This window comes from Paenibacillus sp. AK121, from assembly GCF_019042715.1.
Taxonomy (GTDB): domain Bacteria; phylum Bacillota; class Bacilli; order Paenibacillales; family Paenibacillaceae; genus Paenibacillus; species Paenibacillus polymyxa_C.
The window spans coordinates 68,122-90,254 of record NZ_JAHPJM010000003.1 but is presented as its reverse complement, the minus strand read 5'-3'; the positions used below and the strand labels follow the sequence as shown (position 1 = coordinate 90,254).

The following is a 22,133-nucleotide window of genomic DNA, read 5'->3' as shown; positions in this document are numbered from 1 at the left end:
CGGTATGTCTAAATATACACCGATGATCGAGCAATATTTATCTATAAAAGAGCAGGCTAAAGATGCGTTTTTGTTTTTCCGCCTAGGGGATTTTTACGAGATGTTTTTTGATGATGCGATTCTTGCATCCAAGGAGCTGGAAATTACACTGACTGGTCGTGAGGGTGGCGTCGCGGAGAAAATTCCGATGTGCGGCGTGCCTTATCATTCAGCAGAAAATTACATACAACGCCTCATTGAGAAGGGTTATAAGGTGGCCATCTGTGAACAAATGGAGGAAGCCTCAGCTACCAAGGGAATGGTACGGCGGGATATTGTCCGTGTTGTGACCCCGGGTACGGTCATGGAAGGCAAGGTGCTGGGTGATAAATCCAACAACTACATGGTATGTGTCACAGAGACGGACGGGATGCTGGCGCTGGCGGCATGCGACTTGTCGACAGGTGAACTCTATGTGACTTCCGTACCTGATTCGAAAGAATGGCTATTAGATGAAATTAACATTTATGAGCCGTCCGAAATGTTGGGAGATGGTCATTTGCTTGATTTTGTGACCTCCCGTATGTCTCCTGTTGGAAGGCGGGTTGTGTATACGGCTTGGGACAAATCCAAGGATGATCTGGTACGGGATCAATTTGGTGAAGCCACGTGGGCAAGGCTTACGGAGGAACGCAGACGGTGCGTATCGCGCCTGATTTCCTATTTAAATGAAACGCAAAAAAGATCGTTAGGTCAACTGACCCAAATCTCGGTCTATGAGCCTAATCATTTTATGATTCTGGATCCATTTACCCGCCGGAATCTGGAACTGGTGGAGACGGTGCGTGAACGCTCCAAGAAAGGCTCGTTGCTGTGGTTGCTGGATCGCACAGAGACATCCATGGGCGCACGTTTGTTGCGTCGTTGGATCGACAAGCCGCTGTTGAGTAGCAATTTAATTGAGGAACGGTTAGAAGCGGTAGACAAGCTATACCACCAGTTTATTTTCCGCGAGGATGTACGTGCTCAGCTTAAAGAGATTTACGACCTAGAGCGTTTGGTAGGACGGATCGCTTTTGGTAGTGCTAATGCACGAGATTTGATCGCCCTCAAGCTGTCTCTGGCCCAAATTCCGTCTTTACGCGAGCTGTGCGCTGAATCTCCGTCGAATACGCTGAGACGAATTGCACAAACATTGGACAGCTGTGCAGACCTGTGTACGCTGATTGAGGAAGCAGTGGCTGATGAACCCCCGATTTCCGTAAGAGATGGAGGGCTTATAAAGGAAGGCTACCATCAGCGTCTAGACGAACTGCGTGAGGCGAGTGTGAACGGTAAGCGTTGGATTGCTGAGCTGGAGGCCAAAGAACGAGTAGCAACCGGCATTCGGTCACTCAAAATCGGATACAACAAAGTATTTGGTTACTACATTGAGGTGACCAAATCCAATTTGGCTTCATTACCGGAAGGTCGATATGAACGCAAACAGACGTTGGCGAATGCTGAGCGGTATATCACACCAGAATTGAAGGAAAAGGAATCGCTAATTCTGGAAGCTGAGGATAAAATGGTGGATCTGGAGTACACGCTTTTCTCTGAGCTTCGCAGTAAACTGAACGCTGAAATTCCTCGCCTGCAAAAGCTGGCAGAGCAAGTTGCTGAAATTGACGTGTATCAGTCGCTGGCTACGGTTAGCGCGGAACGTGGATTCGTGAAACCTGAGCTGACAACAGGATATGATTTTGTAGTGGAACAGGGACGGCACCCCGTTGTGGAGGCCGTCATGAAAGATGGCGGCTTTATCGCCAACAACACAGTGTTGGAAGAAGCCGATGCGCATATTTTACTCATCACCGGTCCGAATATGGCAGGGAAAAGTACGTATATGCGTCAGGTTGCACTCATTGCGATTATGGCTCAAATTGGCTGCTTTGTCCCGGCTGCACGTGCTAAAGTGCCGATGCTGGATCGCATTTTCACACGGATCGGCGCAGCGGATGATCTCATTGGCGGACAGAGTACGTTTATGGTCGAAATGGCAGATATTCAAGTCATGACGGACAAGGCAACTCCACGAAGTCTGATTATAATTGATGAACTGGGACGAGGAACGTCCACCAGCGAAGGGATGGCAATTGCACAAGCGGTCATCGAATTTGTGCATGATACGATTGGTTGTAAGGCGCTGGTATCTACGCACTTCCATGAGCTGGCCCATTTGGAGCAAGGTCTGTCTTCGCTGCGAAATTATTCCATGGCCGTGCAGGAAAGCGGCGATAAGGTGAATTTTCTACGCAAGCTCATACCGGGCGCGGCTAGTAGTAGCTATGGTATTTATTGTGCACGGCTTGCAGGTTTGCCTAATAACATTATTGAGCGAGCAAATGGTCTGCTGTATGGTTTTGAACAGGCGGCAGCTCAAGTAACGGCAGGCACCGAGACAGCAAGAGGAACGAAGGAAGGGACTGATCTTCGTACAGTGCCAGGGACAGAAGAGATTTCTCCAATGTCCGCAAAATATGCAGACCAGACATTGCGAGCAAACGGAGAAACTGCACCACAAGTCCAGTCTGGATCACAGCAAGCTACCCTGGTAAAAGAAGATACTCTACAGATTGTGGAAGATTCAGGTGAGTTGGAGCATGCAGCTTCTGACGTGGTACAGCTGTCCATTTTCGGAGAGCAGGACCTTGCTCCTTCCAAGCCACACTCAGAGACGGTAGAAGCTAATCCGATCGTGCGCCAAATTTTGCGGAAGGTGAAAAATGCTGATGTCATGAATATGACACCCTTACAGGCGATGCAACTGTTAAATGAATTAAAGAATAAGGCCAATGGTCTGTAATTAAGAATATTAGACATTATTATTTTGCTTATTTTTCATCACACTTTGAAGTCAGGAGGAGGTTAAAAGGATGTCTAAAATTCGAGTGCTAGATGAGCATATTGCGAATCAGATTGCTGCCGGTGAGGTCGTGGAACGTCCAGCCTCCGTCGTGAAGGAGCTGGTGGAAAATGCGATTGATGCGGGCGGTACACGAGTGGACGTATGGGTAGAAGAGGGCGGCCTGCAAAGTATTCGGGTGACGGATAATGGCAGTGGGATAGAGCCTGAGGACGTGGAAACCGCATTTTATCGACATGCGACAAGCAAAATCGGACATGGCCGAGACTTGTTCCAGATCACAAGTCTCGGCTTCCGGGGAGAGGCATTGCCAAGTATAGCGGCTGTCTCAAAAGTAGAGCTACTCACAGCAGCAGGAGATGACGGCCGTGCCCGTAAATTGGTGATTGAGGGCGGTAAACTGATGCTTCACGAGGATGCTGCTGGAAGGCAGGGGACGGATTTTACCGTACGCGATCTGTTTTATAATACACCTGCACGGCTAAAATATATGAAAACGATCCAGACGGAATTGGGACACATTTCGGATGTATTGTATCGAATGGCGCTTTCGCACCCAGAAGTGGCCTTTACATTGCGGCATAATGGTAATACATTGTTGCAAACGCTGGGCAATGGTGATTTGCTCCAAGTGATTGCTGCTATTTACGGAACTTCTGCGGCGAAATCAATGTTGATGGTGGAAGGAGAGAGCCTTGATTACCGAATTAGCGGCTATGTCAGTCGCCCAGAGTGGACCAGATCGAATCGAAATGCAATCTCGACAGTAGTGAATGGACGATTTGTGCGGAGCTATGGGCTCAATCAGGCACTGCTCAAGGCGTATCATACTTTGTTGCCGATTAATCGTTATCCGCTGGCTGTGATCCAACTGGACATGCATCCTTCTTTGGTGGATGTTAATGTCCATCCAGCCAAGCTGGAGGTGAGGTTCAGTAAAGAAGCTGAACTGTTTCAGCTGGTTGAAGATTCGGTAAAAGCTGTTTTAGGGCAGCAAGTGCTGATTCCAAAGGCAGTCAAACGCGAAATTGGCGGCAAGGATAGCGGCTCATTTGTGCAGGAGCAGTTTCATTTCTCGAAAGGAAATAGTGCAAAAGTAGATACTTCTGCAGATAATATAAGCAGTAATGAAAGTAATGAAGAGAGTAAGAAGTTTAGCCATGAACATGAGCAACTTCCGAATAGGGGGAGCCATTCCGTCATTGGACAGGCCAACACTCTCGCTCGTCAAAGTATCAGTGATGATGAGCTGGATGCAGATTTTGTGGAAGAAAACAACGAGGGTGATGTTAGAGGAGGCGTGTCGCTTCCTGATGGGACGACTACACCGATATCCACAGGAGACCATGCCGAAACAGATGTCTCTTCCTCGTACAGCGAAGGTATACAGGAAACGGCTGCTTCTACTGCTTACCGTTCTGCTGTTTCACCAATTGCAGACAACACTACTAAATTTACGGATCAGAAGCCGCGCCAGGAGCATCTAAATACAGAGCAATTGACAGCGTTGTCGGGGGCAGCCTCTGAGGTGCCTACTTTTCCTGAGCTGAATTTAATCGGTCAGCACCATGGGACCTATCTGATTGCGCAGAATGACCAGGGCTTGTATTTAATTGATCAGCATGCCGCCCATGAGCGGGTCAATTACGAATTTTATTACGAAAAATTTGGCAACCCTGAATCAGTATCACAGGAGTTGTTACTGCCAATTACATTGGAATTTACGCCTTCCGAGACGGAAAAATTGAAAACGAGGTTGCACTGGTTTGAACAGGCGGGGGTGTATTTGGAGCATTTTGGCGGGCAAACCTTCCGTGTCAGCTCATATCCGTACTGGCTCCCTAAAGGAGAAGAAGCGGATGTCATTGAGGAAATGGCCGGATGGGTACTGGAGGAAAAAGCCATTGATCTTGCTAAACTGCGGGAAGCTGCCTCAATCATGTGCTCCTGCCGGGCTTCGATTAAAGCAAATCAGAAGCTGACTGACCGACAGGCTGCCGTGCTGCTAGAGCGTTTGGCAGCCTGCAAACAACCCTATACCTGCCCCCATGGGCGCCCCATCGTTGTTTCCTTTTCCACATATGATCTGGAGAAGCTGTTTAAAAGAGTAATGTAAGGGAGTATAAATATGTTGCAGGATTGGGAAAACCGTGAAGAAGAAAAGCAGATGATGCTTCGTGAGAAGCAAGCTGAATTACTGGTCACGACAGGAGATTCTCCCTCGGACGAGGTTGTGGAGCGCGCGAAGTTGCTTGCAGCCGAGCTTGGGGTGCTGTACGCTCCACGTCGCGGCATATCAGTAGCTAAGCTAATCGCTGCTCACAGAGTCCGTCAGGCTCTGGTGCTGGTGCAGGGCGGGGTGAGGCTGATTGGCCCGGAACAATCACCGATGATTTTTCATCCAAGCATGGGATTCATTCGAGCTAAAAGGGTATTAAAGGGCGAGGTTGATCCGATGTTGACGGCTGCCCGACTTGCCCCGGGTGATACCGTGCTTGATTGCACGGCAGGGCTCGGTACGGATTCTCTTCTATTCTCGATTGGAACGGGAAGCTCTGGACAAGTTACAGCTGTGGAGAGTTCCTTCCCTGTCTATGCATTAATCAAGGATGGGATGAGGCATTACCGTTCCGGTAACGCTGCAGTGGATAGAGCTTTTTCCGACATTGACGTTCGTTATGGTCATCATCTGGACTATTTGCGTAGCTTGCCGAATCGAAGTGTAGATATTATTTATTTTGACCCGATGTTCCGTGATCCGTTGCTTGATTCCAGTGCAATCGGTCCATTGAGAGGATTGGCTAATCCAGATGCATTGAATGAAGAAAGTATTGCTCATGCGAAAAGGGTTGCACGAAAAACAATTGTATTGAAAGAAAAAAGGGGTAGCGGAGAGTTTGCCCGCCTCGGCTTCCGTGTGGAGCAACGGGGCACAACGAAAACAGTGTACGGAGTGATTGATATTGACAGTGGCATCTAAGCCTAAACTACTTGTTCTTGTTGGCCCGACTGCGGTTGGCAAGACGAAACTAAGCATCGAAATGGCTCGACAATTTGACGCGGAAATTATTTCCGGGGATTCCATGCAGGTATACCGTCATATGGACATTGGAACTGCCAAAATTTCCGAACAGGAAATGAAAGGAATCAAGCACCATTTAATCGATATTCATGAGCCTGAATACCCATATTCAGTAGCCCAATTTCAGGAAGACTGTCGTCGTCTCATACCTGATATTCAATCTAGGGGAAAGCTACCTTTCATCGTAGGCGGAACGGGTTTGTATGTAGAATCGGTTTGCTATGAATACCAGTTTTCTGAGGTAGGGGCTGATGAAGCTTTTCGCCAGGAACAGCTTGACTATGCCGATCAGTTTGGGGCCGAAGCGCTTCATGCGCGACTAAAGGCAGTTGATCCCGAAAGTGCACTTCGTCTGCATCCTAATGATCGTCGTCGAGTCGTGAGAGCGCTGGAAATTTACCATGTTAGCGGAACAACACTGAGCTCTCAACTTGCCAGTCAAAAAAAGGAATCTCCCTACCAACTCTGCATCGTAGGTTTGACAATGGATAGGCAAATGCTATATAAACGTATTGAAGACCGAATTGACGGGATGCTCGATCAAGGGCTTGTTGCTGAGGTAACCTCCTTAATGGAACGGGGAGTGCGAAGCGATGCCATCTCCATGCAAGGTCTAGGCTATAAAGAGATATCCTCCTACCTGCGGGGAGAGGTGTCTTTGGAGGAGGCGGTGACTTGGCTAAAACGGGATACGCGTCATTTTGCGAAGCGACAGCTCTCGTGGTTTCGCCATATGAAGGATATCCAGTGGGTAGATGTCACTGATTTCGAAAATTTTTCTGCTCATGTAGCCCTAATACACGAAATTATAGCAGGAAAGTTCCGGACAGACCTTGAATATACTTCAAAACAATCCAAATGATTATTGGGGGTACGGCTAAAATGAACAAGTCTATTAATATCCAAGATACGTTTCTGAACCAATTGCGCAAGGATTCTATACCTGTAACGGTATACCTCATCAATGGATTCCAGGTGCGAGGAACGATTAAAGCATTTGACAATTTTACAATTGTTATCGATTCGGATGGAAAGCAACAGCTGATCTACAAGCATGCCATCTCCACCTTTACACCGCAACGCAACGTATCGCTTGTACAACAAGATAACGCTAGCGATAACTGATTACGGCTGGACGGCCGCCCGGATAATGAAACTTTTCAGGCGTCCGTCTCGTCTAACTGTATAGGAATGTGACCGGGAGCAACCTGATCAGGGTTGTTCTTTTCATTCCGTTTACTTTCATGCTGCCGACAGCTAGCTCTAAGCTTACGCTCGGTGACATAATGATTATTCGCGAAAGGGAGTCAGGGGAATGCCAAACGATTCATTGTCCAGATCCGGCAATCGCAATAGAAACACATCTAAAGAGAAGCCGAAGGGCAAGAAAAAGAAAATAACAGGTAAGCGAGTTGGGTGGACGCTGTTTATTACAGCAGCATTAGCCATATTTTGCGCACTTGGTGGTTATTTATTTGTCATGGTTAATGGCGAAAAAATCTACAAAGCCAACAAGGACAAAATTACAGTGAACGAGACATCAAAGGTTTATGACCGCAACGGTGTGCTCATGGGTGAGCTGTCTGTGCAAAAAAGTGACCCAGTGAAGAGTGAAGAAATTCCACCGTTGCTCAAAAAAGCTTTTATCGCAACTGAGGATAAGCGTTTTATGGAGCATCAAGGAGTTGATATTTGGTCTATCGGTCGGGCGGCAGTGAAGGATATCGTTGCTCGTTCTGCGGTGGAGGGCGGCAGTACGCTGACTCAGCAGTTGGCCAAAAACTTGTTTTTGACACGTGACAAAACCTTTTTCCGTAAAGCGACAGAGGTATCCATCGCAATGGCGCTAGAGCGGAATTTGACTAAAGATGAAATTATTACGCTATACCTGAATCGGATTTGGTTTGGACGCTCGTATTCCGGTATTAAAGCAGCCTCGGAAGGCTATTTTGGGCAATCGAACTTAAAAGAACTAAAATTGTGGCAGATTGCTACACTGGCAGCTATTCCAAAAGGGCCTTCCAAGTATAACCCGATCAGTAACCCGGAAAACTCAAAGGCCCGGCGTGCTGTGGTTCTCCAGCTGATGTTTGAGCAGGGAATGATTGGCAAGCAGGAAATGGAAGAAGCCAAGGCTATAAATTACGATTACAAACAACCGGAAAAAGTGCAAAAGTATCAAAATTTTATGGAATATGTCATGGATGAGGCAGAGGATGCCTTGCCAGGAGTCAGCGGCAATGATCTGATTATTGGTGGTTATAAAATTCATACGACAATGGATGCTCAGGCTCAAAATGCGCTGGACCAAGCGATGGCAGATGATGATATGTTCGAAAAGAGTCCAGACGATCAGCCTGTTCAAGCCTCTATGGTTATTATTAACAACCAAACAGGTGGTATTGCCGCGATGGCACCCGGACGGGATTATAAAAAGGGAACCTTCAATCGTGCGACACAGAGCCGCAGACAGCCAGGATCGGCCTTTAAGCCGATTGTAGCCTATGCGCCAGCTCTTGAATCCGGTAAATTTACGATAGATACTCCTTTGAGTAACGAACGGCAGAGCTTTAACGGATACAGTCCGAAAAACTTGCATGGTTACTCTTCGACCATCAGCATGATCGATGCCATTACGAAGTCTGAAAATATACCACCTGTATGGTTGTTGAACCAAATCGGTGTGGAAAAAGGGGTTCAATTCGCCGAGAGCGTAGGCATACCGATGGACAAAAATGATCACTCGCTTGCTATCGCATTAGGGGGATTAAGCAAAGGAACAAATACCCTCGAAATGGCGCAGGCCTATAGCGCTTTTGCCAATAAGGGACAATTCCAAAAAGCTTACTCCATTAAGCAAATTAACAATAGTGATGATCAAGTGGTTTATACTCATAATGAGGAATCCAAATCTGTTATGAGTGAGAAAACGGCTTATGAAATGACAAAAATGATGCAAAATGTGGTCAATAGCGGTACAGGTCGCAAAGCACGTATTGACTGGCCTGTAGCTGGTAAAACGGGTACGACCCAAAGTGGTATTAGCGGCAACAGTGGTAACCGGGACATTTGGTTTGTCGGTTATACGCCGGAATATACCGGAGCGGTATGGATGGGGTATGACAAGCCGGACAGTAAGCATATGTTGAGAAACTACAGTGGACAGTCGGCTGCCTTTTTCGGAAGGGTCATGGGTGAAGCTCTCAAGGGGCATCCAGTTACGCAATTTAGCGAGCCGAAGGGATATGAACCACCGGTTGAAGAGAAGCCAGAAGAGCCGGTTCAGGCCACCGCTCCTAGCGGACTGAACGGGTCTTATAGTCAGGATACCCAAATTGTATCGTTGTCTTGGAATGCGGCAGAGGGAGACAATGTACAATACCGTGTTTATCGTAAAGAGTCTTCCGAAGGAAGCTTCCGGACGATTATGGAGGCGATGAGAGGCACGAGTGGTGAAGATACGTCTCCTGTAGCTGGAAAAACGTATCAATACTATGTCGTAGCTTATGGAGCGGATGGTAAAGAATCCGCAGCTTCCAATACGATTAGTGTAGAAATTCCGGCAGAGACTACTCCGATAGATCCGCAGCCAGGAAACGATCCTAATCAGGATGGAACCGTACCGGATAATGGCGAGAATATAGACGGTCAGAACGGCACAGACCAGGGGAATACGATTCCTGGAGGTACTGATAACGGTACTGGTACTGACCAAGTTCCAACGTCTCCTGGAGGTAACAATGGAAATGGTACTGGAGGCACAGGCAACAGTAACGACAATTTTGGGAACGGAAACGATACAAATACGGGGAATGGTCAGACGACTACACCGGATTCAGGTATAACTGATGAAAATACTATGACCAATCCAGAAAATACAGATGCATCTACCACAGGTGCTATTATGGATGGAAGTCATGAAAACACATCCAACGGTCATTCAAACTCCAATCGTGGACGTCACAACCGGGATTAGCAAATATGTTTTATGTAAGATGATAGTGGCTTCAAATCAAAGGTATTTTCGGACTGTTTTGACAGTCTGAAAATACCTTTTTTGCTGTAATACAGGGGTTATTTTTGAGTGTACAGTTTAAATATGGTAAGCTGGTTTTACCAATGTTGGAGAGGAACATCATTTATGAAGCGCAAATTCGGAGACCGGGCCAACTGGCGCAGAATCACCAATCGCAAGTTTGCTTGCCGGTATGTAGAAAGTGATGCGTTTACAGGATATGTGACCCTGTATACTATTTTGAGTCTCAAGGAGCCATTATGGAAAAGTTATGGTGGTCATACGTTTTGCATAGCCGATAAAGGTTATTCCTGGTTACAATATTATCCCAAAGGTAAGCATTATGTGGTGACTGCTATGTTTGACAATCGAGAGCAAATCGTTGAATGGTACATTGACACCTGCCGAAATCAAGGAGTAACCGATCAAGGAGTTCCTTGGTTTGATGATTTGTATTTGGATGTGGTCGTGCTTAAAAACGGTGAAATCTTTCTGGTGGATGAGGATGAACTGGAGGAGGCGCTACAACGGGGACATATTTCTACGCAAGAAGCAGAATTGGCTAACCGAACGGCGGCTGACTTGTTACATCAGATCGATGCTCATATGTTCCCCTATTTTAAAATGTCGCTGAAACACCGGGCTGAATGGTTTCACAACGGTGATTTTAAGAGAGAACGGTGAAATTTTTGCAGTGGATTAAAAGCACTGGGCCCCAACGCCATGAGCCAAAAAGCAGGCAAAGTCGCAATGGGAAAATATTTATGGTATCGAAGCGTTTCATACTTGGTTTGATGATTTTTATTTTGGTCGGATTCGTATGGGCAGGTATCCTAGTATGGAATATGAATACAGCTGCCTCTACCAATCCACTCCAGCATGCACAAATTGGTATCGTACTAGGTGCCTCAATGTGGGGAGCTGAACCCAGTCCTGGTTTAAAAGAAAGGTTAGAAGAAGCCTTGCGGTTATATCGCAACGGGACGGTGCAGCGGCTAATTGTAAGTGGAGGACTGGATCAACCTGATTTTCCGTACACGGAGGCCGAGGGGATGCAACACTACTTGGTAGATAGGGGAGTCCCTGTACAGCATATTCTATTAGAAAACCAGGCGACCAGTACTTACGAAAATCTGCTCTACAGCCAGCGTATCATGAAGGAATATGACTGGAACTCCACCGTAATCATCACACATAGCTATCATGGACCTCGGGCGATGGAGATTGCTCAATTTTTGAATTTTGATCATCCTCAGATGGCTCTGACCGAATCCAAAGTGCTGAATATGCCAATCCATCAATCAAGAGAAGTGTTGGCTTACGCTAAATGGACGCTGCAACGGTGGTGGATCAGTGCTCAAACTTGGATTGCCTGAATTGAGGGAAGGCTTAGTGCACGTTCTCGTTGCTTTTATGCTAATAAGGACATGCTGGACCGAATACATTAATAGGGTAAGCTGTGCCTGAAGAAATGTTGAGGTGATGGATGCATGAACGGACGGGGAATCGCCGCGGGCAAGCGGTCGGAGGAGAGACCTTCCAGACAAATCAATGTCGTGCTGCGTAGCCCGGAGCCGATCGCTTCGGTGACTGTGGACGAGACGGAAGCAGTGGCTTCGACCAAGTCGCAGGCGCTACCGCAGTATCTCAGTCTTTATCAGGAAATTCAGAAAGAACTCGATCATCTCGTCGGCTTGGATAACATCAAAGAGCTGGTATTTGAGGTATATGCCTTTTTACAAATCGCCCACATGCGCACTGATGCAGGTCTGTTGAGCAACGCACACGTATATCACATGATTTTCAAAGGAAATCCAGGTACGGGGAAAACGACAGTAGCCCGCATTATCGCTAAAATGCTGCAAAAAATGGGGGTGCTGAGTAAGGGCCATCTGATTGAGGTGGAAAGGGCTGATTTGGTAGGTGAGTATATCGGCCACACCGCACAAAAAACGCGGGACCTGGTAAAGAAATCTCTTGGCGGCGTGCTGTTCATTGATGAGGCTTACAGTTTAGCACGCGGAGGGGAAAAGGATTTTGGAAAAGAAGCGATTGATACCCTGGTAAAGGCCATGGAAGACCAAAAAAATCAATTTATTTTGATCCTCGCAGGGTATTCGGGAGAAATGGACTTTTTTTTACGGACAAATCCTGGTCTTCCTTCTCGTTTTCCAATCCAGTTGGATTTTCCTGACTACACTGTGGATCAGCTCATTCAAATTTCGGAGATGATGGCTAAGGAAAGGGATTATATTCTCATGCCTCAGTCTATACTCAAAATGAAGGAGCATTTGCTAAATGAGCGAAATGACAGTCTCCATGCATTTAGTAATGCACGTTATGTTCGTAATGTGATTGAAAAAGCGATTCGACACCAAGCTGTCAGGCTGCTTAATCAGTACAGGAGCGGGCAACCCGGTAAGCAGGAGTTGATGACGTTGCGACCAGAGGATTTGAAAATGGACAAAAGATAGGCGATAATAGGAATCTGAATCATATCGAATTGTATGACATCGAACGAGGGCCGGCCTGACATCAGGTCGGTTTCTGTTCGAGAGTTGACATGAAAATAAAGGAGCAAACAATATGGCGAACTCCACTCATGATACACAAACCGAAATGCAGGATAAGGCGGTACTGGTCAGTTTAATTACGGATGAAGTCAAACGATCTGGCATCAATACGGAATATTCGCTGGAAGAACTGGTGAAGCTGGCTGAAACAGCGGGAGTTGAAGTCCTGAGCGTCCTCACACAAAATAGGGAATCCAAAGACTCGAAATGGTTTATTGGCAAAGGAAAAGTAGATGAATTGCGTGCAGTTGCTGAAGAATTGGGAGCGAATACAGCTATTTTTGATCAGGAGCTCTCGGGAGCTCAAGTACGAAATCTGGAAGAGAGCCTGGATCTCAAAATAATTGACCGAACACAGTTAATTCTGGACATATTTGCTCAGCGTGCAAAAACACGGGAAGGTATTATCCAGGTTGAACTGGCGCAGTTGTCATACTTACTGCCTCGACTGTCTGGACACGGTAAAAACCTTTCACGGCTCGGTGGCGGAATCGGAACACGTGGTCCTGGTGAAAGCAAGCTCGAGACGGACCGTCGTCACATTCGTGACCGAATTAGTGATCTGAAACGCCAACTTGAGGAAGTGACGCGTCATCGGTATTTACACAGGGAGCGCAGACAAAAGGCTGGCATCGTTCAGGTGGCACTTGTTGGCTATACGAATGCCGGGAAATCAACACTGTTGAAGCAACTGACAGCTGCCGATGTATATATTGAGAACCAACTGTTTGCAACGCTCGATCCTACCTCCAGAACAATGGAATTGCCGAGTGGCAAAGAAGTTATTCTCACAGATACAGTAGGATTTATTCAAAATCTGCCTCATGATTTGGTAGCCTCTTTCCGGGCCACTTTGGAAGAGGCCAATGAGGCCCATCTCATTTTACATGTCGTGGACGCCTCTTCAGACATGCGTGACGAACAAATGAAAGTTGTAGAGTCAATTCTGCAACAGCTTGGGGCTGCGGACAAGCCTCAGATTGTATTGTTTAACAAAAAAGATGCTTGCACCCCTGAACAATTGGAAATGCTTCCTTCCGGGGAAGGCTATTTGAAAATCAGTGCATTTGATGAAGCGGATTTGCTACGCATTCGCGAACTGGTTCAGGAGCATCTGAGCGGTGACACACTGAGATTCCGTATTCCTGCGGAACGTGGGGATTTAACATCTGTGCTTTATCGAATTGGAGATGTACTGCTGACAGAGTATGATGGCAATGATGTCATTTATGAGGTAGAAATTCAAAGAGGCGAATACGAAAAGTATGGTCATGCTCTCAGTGAGTTCACAGAAAGTTAACATCTAATGACGTTTTTGGGTCAATAAGATGATAATGCTTATCGTTCAAAATTGAACAACAATATAACATGATTAGCCTAAGGCTGCGGAAGAGAGAGGGTCAAGAAGGTAAATGGTAGTTTTTAGTCCGGAAATTCAGCAAATTCAGGAAACGGTAGAACATAAAATACAAGAACGTATACAGCACATAGATCATATTGTAGATGCAAATCAGTGGAAGGTCATTCAGGCCTTCCAGCGCAAGCAAGTGAGCGATTTTCATTTTGCAGGTTCAACGGGATATGCTTACAATGACCGGGGGCGTGAAGTGCTGGAAGAAGTCTATGCAGATGTGTTCGGTGCGGAGGCAGCGTTGGTGCGTCCGCATTTTGCCTCGGGAACGCATACCATCGCCACGGCTTTATTTGGTGTGCTGCGACCAGGGGATGAGTTGTTATACATTACAGGGCGACCATATGATACCTTGCACAAAGTGATTGGTAAGCCCGGCGACGGAACAGGATCATTGCAGGACTTTGGTGTTACTTATGAAGAGACAGCGCTGACAGCAGAAGGTAAAGTGGACTGGAAAGCGGTGGAGTCCGCAATCCATGACAATACCAAAGTGATTGGTATCCAGCGCTCACGCGGCTATGATTGGAGAGCTTCCTTTAGTGTGGCAGATATTGAAGAAATGACGGCACGAGTGAAAAAGATAAAGCCTGACGTTATTGTCTTTGTAGACAATTGCTACGGGGAATTTACTGAGAAGCTGGAACCTACTCAGGTCGGTGTTGATTTGATGGCAGGTTCGTTGATTAAAAATCCCGGTGGTGGCATTGCAGAAACGGGTGGATATATCTGCGGCAAACATCAATATGTAGAGCTGGCATCCTACCGATTAACAGCACCCGGTATCGGGGGAGAAGTAGGAGCGATGCTAGGTACTACACGGGGCATATACCAGGGACTATTCCTTGCTCCTACATTGGTGGGGCAAGCGGTTAAAGGAAGTATATTCGCAGCTGCAGTCTTTGAGGAAATGGGTTTTGAGACCAAACCGGCCTGGCATGAAGAGCGTACGGATTTGATTCAGGCCATTTCTTTTAGCGGAGCAGAACATCTAATTGCTTTTGTACAGGGCATTCAGCGCGCAGCCGCCGTGGATAGCCATGTGGTGCCAGAGCCGTGGGATATGCCGGGTTATGAGCATCCGGTTATTATGGCAGCAGGTACATTCATACAAGGTGGAAGTTTGGAATTATCCGCAGATGCTCCGATTCGAGAGCCTTATATTGGTTACATGCAAGGGGGTTTAACCTACTCTCATGTCAAATATGGAGTACTTATGGCTCTGCAAACGATGAAAGAACGTAAATTATTGTGAGTTTTTCTAACATATCATTGACACTTTGCATCAGCTAAATGTACAATAAGGTGAATAATAGATCACTGGAAGGTTGATGACAAATGGGCGACGAAATTCGCAGAAATATGGCCTTGTTTCCAATAGGTATTGTCATGAAGCTAACGGACTTGTCAGCACGTCAGATTCGTTATTATGAGCAGCATAATTTGATAGTTCCTGCCCGTACATCAGGTAACCAACGACTTTTTTCATTTAATGATGTAGAGCGTCTGCTCGAAATTAAGGCGTTGATCGAGAAGGGTGTAAACATTGCAGGAATTAAACAAGTCATGAATCCGGTTACCAAGGAATCGGAGGAAGCTACAGTTATTACTGCAGATACGGAAGTCAAACGCCGTGAAATGTCCGACACTCAGCTTCATCGTTTGTTGAAGCAACAACTTGTTGCAGGCAAAAGACCAGGACAGGTATCTTTGATCCAAGGCGAATTATCACGGTTTTTCAACAAAAGATAATGCTGTGGCTTACCTTTTGGCATAAGTTTATTCTACTTAAAAACGGTCTCATCATTTAAGTCATTTATGATACAGCCGATTTGCATATAGTCGTTACAGAAAGGGAGAGGTTAGTGTGAGTTATACCAGAGAAGATATCATTAGGATTGCGAAAGAAGAAAATGTTCGTTTTATTCGTTTGCAGTTTACAGATTTGCTGGGCACCATTAAGAACGTTGAAATTCCTGTTAGCCAGCTGGAAAAAGCTTTGGATAACAAAATGATGTTTGACGGTTCTTCCATAGAAGGCTATGTACGTATCGAAGAATCTGACATGTACTTATATCCAGATTTGGACACTTGGGTTGTATTCCCATGGGTAACCTCAGATCGTGTAGCTCGTTTGATCTGCGATATTTACAAGCCAGACGGCTCTCCATTTGCAGGTGACCCGCGGGGGATCTTGAAACGTGTACTTAAGGAAGCTGAAGAAATGGGATACACTTCGATGAATGTCGGACCAGAACCTGAATTCTTCTTGTTCAAAACCGATGAAAAAGGCGATCCAACCACAGAACTGAATGACCAAGGCGGATATTTTGACCTGGCTCCAATGGATCTGGGTGAGAACTGCCGTCGTGAAATTGTTCTTAAGCTTGAAGAGATGGGCTTCGAAATTGAAGCATCCCACCATGAGGTCGCACCTGGTCAGCATGAGATTGACTTTAAATATGCAGATGCAGTTAAAGCTGCCGATCAGATTCAAACGTTCAAGCTCGTTGTTAAGACCATTGCTCGTCAGCATGGTTTGCATGCAACCTTTATGCCAAAACCTTTGTTCGGCGTGAATGGTTCCGGTATGCACTGCAACCAATCGTTGTTTAAGGACAATGAAAACGTATTTTATGATGAGACGGATGAACTCGGATTAAGCCAGACAGCTCGCCACTATATGGCAGGTATTCTTAAACATGCACGTGCAATGGCAGCGATCACGAATCCAACAGTAAATTCCTACAAACGTCTCGTACCAGGTTATGAAGCGCCTTGTTATGTTGCTTGGTCTGCAAGCAATCGCAGTCCGATGATTCGGATCCCCGCATCTCGTGGCCTGAGCACTCGCGTCGAAGTTCGGAACCCTGACCCGGCAGCGAATCCTTATCTAGCCTTGGCTGTAATGCTGAGAGCAGGTTTGGATGGTATCAAACGTCAGATGGCTTTGCCAGCCCCAATCGATCGCAACATCTACGTGATGTCCGAGGAAGAGCGAATTGAAGAAGGCATTCCTAGTCTGCCTGCAGACCTGAAAGAAGCTCTGTCTGAGCTTATTCGGAGCGAGGTGATCTCTGACGCACTGGGTGATCATGCTCTGGCTTACTTCTATGAACTTAAGGAAATTGAATGGGATATGTACAGAACCCAAGTACATCAATGGGAACGTGATCAATATCTGACGCTTTACTAAAATGTGGAATCCCTTGGCGCTCTAAGCGTTGAGGGATTTTTTTGTTTGAGGGTGATGACTAATAACAGATCGCAGAGCTTACAGAAAGATAATCAAAAGTCCACACGCTAAGAAAAAGAAACCAAAGAGAATAGATACAGAGCCCCTAAATTTCATGTCATCAATGTAAGCGTCGCTTGGTTCTGAGTCACCTTTGATTTTCCAGGCTTCGTTTGCACGCCATCCCCAAGTGGGTTTCCGTTTACTTAAAATACCAAGCGCGAAAAAAATAATAGCAATAAGAATAAGCATAATTCCCATTGGATCACCCCCTTTAAGTAAATTATACCAAAAAATGAACGACAGATAGAAATTATTGTCTCCAAGAGCAGATGAAACAAAAATATGAGGGCTTTGCCCTCCATGTTACGGTGAATTTTAATCCGAGTAGGCAACAGCATTAAAACTTTCTATTCCTATTCGGGTAGCATCTGCTGTGCAAAATATATATAAGGTATATACCAATTCATTTGATGGTGGTAGAGGGATATTGTAATCAGAAGCATTGATGGTGACGACTTGTACAGCGTTTGGGTTTGTTTCGGAGACACTCACAGAGTAAAGGGCATTCCGTTACATCTAAACCAAGCTCCGCGATGGCACCAGCAGTATTGGCTGGCAAGGGAATTGAGATCGTATTACCGTAACTTGCGTTTTGAGATGTTCGAGCATCTAACAATCTAGTCATGTTCTCATCTCCTTTTTGATAGTTTATGCAGAACATATTCATTGTTGAGGGCAGTAAGGATATATCATATTTTAGCTCATAGGGAATAAAGAAAGAGAAAACAGCCTTATACAATGTCTGTCGAAGCATCGTTGTAATGATGCCAGATGCAGAGGTTTCTTCCTCATTGAAAATGTTGATTTCGATTTAAAAAAATACTCCTACGGATGAAAGAAGAGGCGTGTACGCATTCGGACAGTGTACTTACAGTAATGCGGAAAGGGATTTTTAATTGTATATGACTGTAAAATGCCTTTTGATGCTGCAAAGAGTGGATGGAGCCGAGACGGCGGATGAGTGTGGAAAAACATATAAATGAGATGTGGAGCAACAACCATTCAATAGTGGAAGGATTGATCCAGACCCACCACAGCAGCCAGATATAGAAAGGGGGTATAGAGATTTCAACAGGTGGCTAAGGGCTAGAACGATGATTTAATCGCCGTTGAAACCCTTATGCAACAAAAGGATAACGAGATAGCCAGGCTCAAGAAGTCTGTTGAAGGTCTACGGTTATCACGACAATAAAAGGTCAAAGTGTGTGCAACCTGAACATGAGCTCAGCTATTACAGCCTAAAAGAATAGAAGAGTATAAGCGATTCCGTGGAGCGTGGCCGCTCATGACCATAAGCTGATTGGATGATGGCTCACCCTTGGGTGGCATTCTGGATGTGGATAGCTCTAAAGGGTAACAGGTCATTACAAGTTCTATCTCCTCATTACAAACAATATCCGTTTTGCAATCTCTAACATTAGAGATGTGCATGAAAGGCTTGCTGCAAAGCTTTTGTATCTAAAAGCTCAACAGTATATGAGTAGAGAGTATAAGAAAGGTATTCATGGTATATTGGCCACAACATTCGCTGACAAAGACGCAAGGTCATAGAAAAATTTAGCAAAAAGTCTGTCAACCGAACATTGGATTTTGTGATGATCGACTATGGTCGGGGGCGAAACCAAGAAGGAGAAATTGGACTTAGAATGCCAGAAGCAAAGAGCTTAAGCCTTTGCGGTCTTTATTATAGGCGTCAGGGGAAGATAAAGTTCTAGACTGAAAAATAAAGTAATATTCTGACGATGCTCTATTTAGCTAATGGGCAGGATAGTTAAATAACATATCGAATTTTTTAAGAGTAGAAGGTATACGAGGTGAGGCGTTGCTTACTGAAGCGTGAAGTAGAGGTAATCAAAAGGAGATACTCAGATGCAAACAAATAAAAATATTCGTTTAGCAATCGAAGAATCTATACAGTTCCTTGAATCTACTCCGCATTTAGGGTTGACTCACGGCGAGTGCAGCCGTCGAAAATGGGATGGAGCTTGGTGGCATATGGCTGCTCTTTATGAAATGGGAGAGGTGAAACTAATTCCCGAGTCTGCTATTACTGGAGCAAAATATTTACTCGAAACTCAGGTTTGGCCGACCTTCATAATATCCCCCGATGACCATCCAACAAGTGAAAGCGACAAGATGCAGATGGATTGCTGCCATTGTGAACTTGCCGTATACTATATGATTCTAATGGCGTATGGCTGTGATTTGGACAAGGAACTGCCTTGGATTCGTGAATGGCTCTTAAAGCATCAGTTACCTGATGGCGGGCTGAACTGCGACCCTGAAGCTTATATTCATTCAAAAAAGAGCTCTATTGTTTCAACACTTCCTCCGCTTGAAGCTATCTTATGGCATACTGACCGTGAATTTACTGAACAGGAAGCCGTTTTCTTAGATGAAGGCGCACGTTATTTAATTGAGCATCGTCTTGTATGTTCTAAACAAAATAGAAGCGTCATCGATATGGAATGGCTGAAGCCTTGTTTTCCGAGGTTTTTTGAATATGATATATTACGTGGCATGTCCTTCTTGGCAGAATGGTCCCGACGTAGGAACAAAACGCTGCCGGTCGGGCTGCTTATTGAAGGATTGGAACGATTGAACATCTTCAGGGAAACAGAAGGCTTGCGAATCGGTAGACAAGTCTTTGATCCACAAGGCCCGTGGGGTGGGCAATCCTTTCCCTTGTTAGAAGCAGTGTCTGGCATTGGTGACGTTTCGCCTTATCTAACCAGACAGTTAGATCGAGTTATCGAACGATTGGGACCGGAGTATACCTATGCATAAAGACTTCCTTTAGAAGGGAGCTCATGGTGGAAGAGGAAGGGACCAGGATGAGGAAGGTTTAGAGGGAAAAATTGTAAATTTCAAATATGTAAAATGATTGTCTAAACACTGATTGAAGCCGTAAAACGGGAAGCAAAAGAAGAGGTCTTTGTTAAGGTAGCTCAATAAACTAAACCATGAGGCTGCCGTGGATTCAATGGCAGGTTTGTTACGCTAACGGGCAGGTTAGTTTAACTCCGGAAACGAGAACGAGAACAAGTGTTCTTTACATATATTATATATGCGTATATAATCAAAACGAAACGGAAAGGAGATCTGGTTTGCTTGATAAAACATGTAGATTCTTCTTTAGTGTAAGAATATTATAATAATAACTCAATTTTGGAGGAGTCTGTATGCCATATTGTAAAGTCAAGAATGCCAATATATATTACGAGGAAATTGGTAAAGGCAAACCAATTATAATGATCCATGGTTTTACACCAGACCATCGGTTAATGAGTGGGTGCATGGAACCGATATTTGAAGATAATTCCAATTGGCGTCGTATCTATCTTGACCTGCCTGGAATGGGACAAACAAAGGATTACGATCAAATATGTAATTCAGATGATATGCTAGAAACAGTTATAAATTTTATTGAAACTCTTGTCCCAAACCAAGATTATCTCATAGCAGGCGAATCATACGGTGGATATATTACAAGAGGAATAATTAATAGACATAAAGATCGTATTGGTGGGGCTGCACTGATTTGTCCATTAATTATTCCTGAACACAAAAGAAGAATACTTCCCGAGCATTTTGTTGTTCATTGTGATCGCGAGTTTATGGACACCTTAAGTGAAGAGCAAATAAGCGATTTTAGCGCAAATCAAGTCGTCCTCAATGAATATAATTGGAAAAGGTATTCAGAAGAGATCGTGTCAGGTTGTAAGATCGCTGACTTTGATTTTCTTAACAAGATTCAAAGAAACTATGGATTTTCCACCAATATAGATGAATTAGTTTTCGATAAACCAACAGTATTTACTCTTGGGCGACAAGATGCAGTTGTTGGTTACATAGATGCTTTTAGAATTTTAGACAATTATCCTAGAGCAACCTTTGCCGTTCTAGATCGAGCAGGCCATAATCTTCAGATTGAACAGACTCTATTATTTGAGTCACTTATGCGTGAGTGGCTTGAAAGAGTAACAGAGTTTGGATTTTAGTTGTATATTAATCCATTGAACTAACGGGATACGTTAGTTCAGTGCAATAGCGACAGTCTAGGACTTTATTTCGTATTATTAGGTCAACCAGAGATTTCTGGTTGGCCTTTTTTCTTAGGCGTCATATGATGGCGGTAGCCGAGAGAACGTGGACTTTATTGGGGCGGGCCCCGTCGTGAAAACAGTTCTCTCACTGCCCCCAATGACCATGTTTGAGCTGGTTGAGACAGGGATCTCGTATCATATCACAAGCGAAGCTATGGGGTTGGAACATCGTGGGAGTGACGGCAACTTTAAAATTAGGGAGTGTGTTATGGAGCCGGTTGTAGGATTAGATGTGGCTAAAGGAGCCAGCGTCGTTCAGGCTTTTCTAGGAAGAAATGAACCTTACGGAATATTGGAGAGTATTACGCACGAGGGGAGCGGTTTTGAACGATTAGGAGAATTACTTGATGAATTGAAGGTACTCTCGGGCAGGAGCCTGTTATTATTTTGGAAGCAACCGGCCATTACCATCGAGGATTAGTTTCCTATTTAATACGTAAGGAGTACAGGCATTTTATAATCAATCCACTTCAATCTAAACGTGCGAGAAACACGCAACTGCGAAAAGTAAAAACCGACGCTGCAGATGCATGGCACTTGGCCGACATGTACTATCGGGGTGATGTAACGCCACATCGTACATGGGACGAGTTGTACACCGAGCTACAGCATGTGACGAGACAACATGTGTTTATAACCTCGATGTATGTTCAGGCAAAGCTAAACTCGAGAGCTTTACTGGATTAGGTATTTCCTGCGTTTGAGAAGGTGTTCGGAAATCTCTTCTCAGCTACTGCCCTTAGAGTGCTGCAGAGTTGTCTGAA

At 45.2% G+C, this 22,133-nt stretch carries 19 protein-coding genes; 17 read left to right on the top strand and 2 right to left on the bottom strand.

Features of this window, described 5'->3' with window-relative positions; genetic code table 11:
• Positions 1–4: 4 nt before the first annotated feature.
• The 13 genes from mutS (at position 5) to glnA (ending at position 17,161) form a co-directional block, all read left to right on the top strand.
• Positions 5–2,824 carry a DNA mismatch repair protein MutS gene (mutS, locus tag KSP24_RS06675; protein WP_216974766.1) on the top strand — a complete coding sequence of 940 codons (2,820 nt, stop codon included), beginning with the start codon at positions 5–7 and terminating at the stop codon, positions 2,822–2,824.
• Between the two features lie 70 nt (positions 2,825–2,894).
• Positions 2,895–5,000, top strand: coding sequence for a DNA mismatch repair endonuclease MutL (mutL, locus tag KSP24_RS06670; RefSeq protein ID WP_216974765.1), 2,106 nt, complete (start codon positions 2,895–2,897; stop codon positions 4,998–5,000).
• 12 nt (positions 5,001–5,012) lie between these two features.
• A complete protein-coding gene (locus KSP24_RS06665; RefSeq protein WP_216974764.1) occupies positions 5,013–5,864 on the top strand; it encodes a class I SAM-dependent methyltransferase in 852 nt (283 codons plus the stop codon).
• Positions 5,848–6,828 (top strand): tRNA (adenosine(37)-N6)-dimethylallyltransferase MiaA, encoded by a 981-nt coding sequence (gene miaA / locus KSP24_RS06660; protein WP_216974763.1) that lies wholly within the window; start codon positions 5,848–5,850, stop codon positions 6,826–6,828. Before KSP24_RS06665 ends, miaA begins: the two co-directional genes overlap by 17 nt.
• A 20-nt stretch (positions 6,829–6,848) precedes the next feature.
• A complete protein-coding gene (hfq, locus tag KSP24_RS06655) occupies positions 6,849–7,091 on the top strand; it encodes an RNA chaperone Hfq (protein ID WP_013371546.1) in 243 nt (80 codons plus the stop codon).
• Between the two features lie 190 nt (positions 7,092–7,281).
• Complete coding sequence (locus KSP24_RS06650; RefSeq protein ID WP_025675109.1) at positions 7,282–9,942, top strand: PBP1A family penicillin-binding protein; 2,661 nt, start codon at positions 7,282–7,284, stop codon at positions 9,940–9,942.
• Positions 9,943–10,107: 165 nt separating this feature from the next.
• Positions 10,108–10,665, top strand: a complete 558-nt coding sequence (locus KSP24_RS06645) for a ribonuclease FAU-1 family protein (RefSeq protein ID WP_013371544.1) — start codon at positions 10,108–10,110, stop codon at positions 10,663–10,665.
• Positions 10,662–11,357: a YdcF family protein gene (locus KSP24_RS06640; RefSeq protein ID WP_216974762.1), complete on the top strand. Its 696-nt coding sequence runs from the start codon at positions 10,662–10,664 to the stop codon at positions 11,355–11,357. The genes KSP24_RS06645 and KSP24_RS06640 overlap by 4 nt, the downstream gene beginning before the upstream one ends.
• 114 nt (positions 11,358–11,471) lie before the next feature.
• On the top strand, positions 11,472–12,455 hold the full coding sequence (locus tag KSP24_RS06635) for an AAA family ATPase (protein ID WP_016822094.1): 984 nt from the start codon (positions 11,472–11,474) through the stop codon (positions 12,453–12,455).
• Between the two features lie 112 nt (positions 12,456–12,567).
• Positions 12,568–13,854, top strand: a complete 1,287-nt coding sequence (gene hflX, locus KSP24_RS06630) for a GTPase HflX (RefSeq protein WP_013371541.1) — start codon at positions 12,568–12,570, stop codon at positions 13,852–13,854.
• A gap of 112 nt (positions 13,855–13,966) precedes the next feature.
• A complete protein-coding gene (locus KSP24_RS06625; RefSeq protein ID WP_216974761.1) occupies positions 13,967–15,220 on the top strand; it encodes a methionine gamma-lyase family protein in 1,254 nt (417 codons plus the stop codon).
• A gap of 83 nt (positions 15,221–15,303) precedes the next feature.
• Positions 15,304–15,717, top strand: coding sequence for a MerR family transcriptional regulator (locus KSP24_RS06620; RefSeq protein ID WP_007430683.1), 414 nt, complete (start codon positions 15,304–15,306; stop codon positions 15,715–15,717).
• Between the two features lie 115 nt (positions 15,718–15,832).
• Entirely contained in the window at positions 15,833–17,161 is a 1,329-nt protein-coding gene (gene glnA, locus KSP24_RS06615) for a type I glutamate--ammonia ligase (protein WP_013371539.1), read from the top strand.
• Between the two features lie 78 nt (positions 17,162–17,239).
• On the opposite strand, the gene KSP24_RS06610 is transcribed toward glnA, so the two are convergent.
• Together KSP24_RS06610 and KSP24_RS25210 are read right to left on the bottom strand one after the other, a co-directional pair.
• Positions 17,240–17,461, bottom strand: coding sequence for a DUF6199 family natural product biosynthesis protein (locus KSP24_RS06610; RefSeq protein ID WP_216974760.1), 222 nt, complete (start codon positions 17,459–17,461; stop codon positions 17,240–17,242).
• A 235-nt stretch (positions 17,462–17,696) separates the two neighbouring features.
• Entirely contained in the window at positions 17,697–17,888 is a 192-nt protein-coding gene (locus tag KSP24_RS25210; RefSeq protein WP_228392861.1) for a hypothetical protein, read from the bottom strand.
• A 1,244-nt stretch (positions 17,889–19,132) separates the two neighbouring features.
• Here KSP24_RS25210 and KSP24_RS06600 point away from each other — a divergent pair.
• The 4 genes from KSP24_RS06600 (at position 19,133) to KSP24_RS06585 (ending at position 22,056) form a co-directional block, all read left to right on the top strand.
• Entirely contained in the window at positions 19,133–20,050 is a 918-nt protein-coding gene (locus tag KSP24_RS06600; protein WP_216974759.1) for a prenyltransferase/squalene oxidase repeat-containing protein, read from the top strand.
• 395 nt (positions 20,051–20,445) lie between these two features.
• A complete protein-coding gene (locus KSP24_RS06595) occupies positions 20,446–21,264 on the top strand; it encodes an alpha/beta fold hydrolase (RefSeq protein WP_058829666.1) in 819 nt (272 codons plus the stop codon).
• A gap of 175 nt (positions 21,265–21,439) precedes the next feature.
• Entirely contained in the window at positions 21,440–21,790 is a 351-nt protein-coding gene (locus KSP24_RS06590) for a hypothetical protein (protein WP_216974758.1), read from the top strand.
• Complete coding sequence (locus KSP24_RS06585; protein WP_216974757.1) at positions 21,757–22,056, top strand: IS110 family transposase; 300 nt, start codon at positions 21,757–21,759, stop codon at positions 22,054–22,056. Before KSP24_RS06590 ends, KSP24_RS06585 begins: the two co-directional genes overlap by 34 nt.
• The last annotated feature ends 77 nt before the right edge of the window (positions 22,057–22,133 follow it).

What these genes read in the sequence shown, in the direction of transcription:
- mutS (WP_216974766.1), top strand. Translation starts at nt 5, where the DNA reads ATGTCTAAATATACACCGATGATCGAGCAATATTTATCTATAAAAGAG.
- mutL (WP_216974765.1), top strand. Translation starts at nt 2,895, where the DNA reads ATGTCTAAAATTCGAGTGCTAGATGAGCATATTGCGAATCAGATTGCT.
- KSP24_RS06665 (WP_216974764.1), top strand. Translation starts at nt 5,013, where the DNA reads ATGTTGCAGGATTGGGAAAACCGTGAAGAAGAAAAGCAGATGATGCTT.
- hfq (WP_013371546.1), top strand. Translation starts at nt 6,849, where the DNA reads ATGAACAAGTCTATTAATATCCAAGATACGTTTCTGAACCAATTGCGC.
- KSP24_RS06650 (WP_025675109.1), top strand. Translation starts at nt 7,282, where the DNA reads ATGCCAAACGATTCATTGTCCAGATCCGGCAATCGCAATAGAAACACA.
- KSP24_RS06645 (WP_013371544.1), top strand. Translation starts at nt 10,108, where the DNA reads ATGAAGCGCAAATTCGGAGACCGGGCCAACTGGCGCAGAATCACCAAT.
- KSP24_RS06635 (WP_016822094.1), top strand. Translation starts at nt 11,472, where the DNA reads ATGAACGGACGGGGAATCGCCGCGGGCAAGCGGTCGGAGGAGAGACCT.
- hflX (WP_013371541.1), top strand. Translation starts at nt 12,568, where the DNA reads ATGGCGAACTCCACTCATGATACACAAACCGAAATGCAGGATAAGGCG.
- KSP24_RS06625 (WP_216974761.1), top strand. Translation starts at nt 13,967, where the DNA reads ATGGTAGTTTTTAGTCCGGAAATTCAGCAAATTCAGGAAACGGTAGAA.
- KSP24_RS06620 (WP_007430683.1), top strand. Translation starts at nt 15,304, where the DNA reads ATGGGCGACGAAATTCGCAGAAATATGGCCTTGTTTCCAATAGGTATT.
- KSP24_RS06610 (WP_216974760.1), bottom strand. Translation starts at nt 17,461, where the DNA reads ATGGGAATTATGCTTATTCTTATTGCTATTATTTTTTTCGCGCTTGGT.
- KSP24_RS25210 (WP_228392861.1), bottom strand. Translation starts at nt 17,888, where the DNA reads ATGACTAGATTGTTAGATGCTCGAACATCTCAAAACGCAAGTTACGGT.
- KSP24_RS06600 (WP_216974759.1), top strand. Translation starts at nt 19,133, where the DNA reads ATGCAAACAAATAAAAATATTCGTTTAGCAATCGAAGAATCTATACAG.
- KSP24_RS06595 (WP_058829666.1), top strand. Translation starts at nt 20,446, where the DNA reads ATGCCATATTGTAAAGTCAAGAATGCCAATATATATTACGAGGAAATT.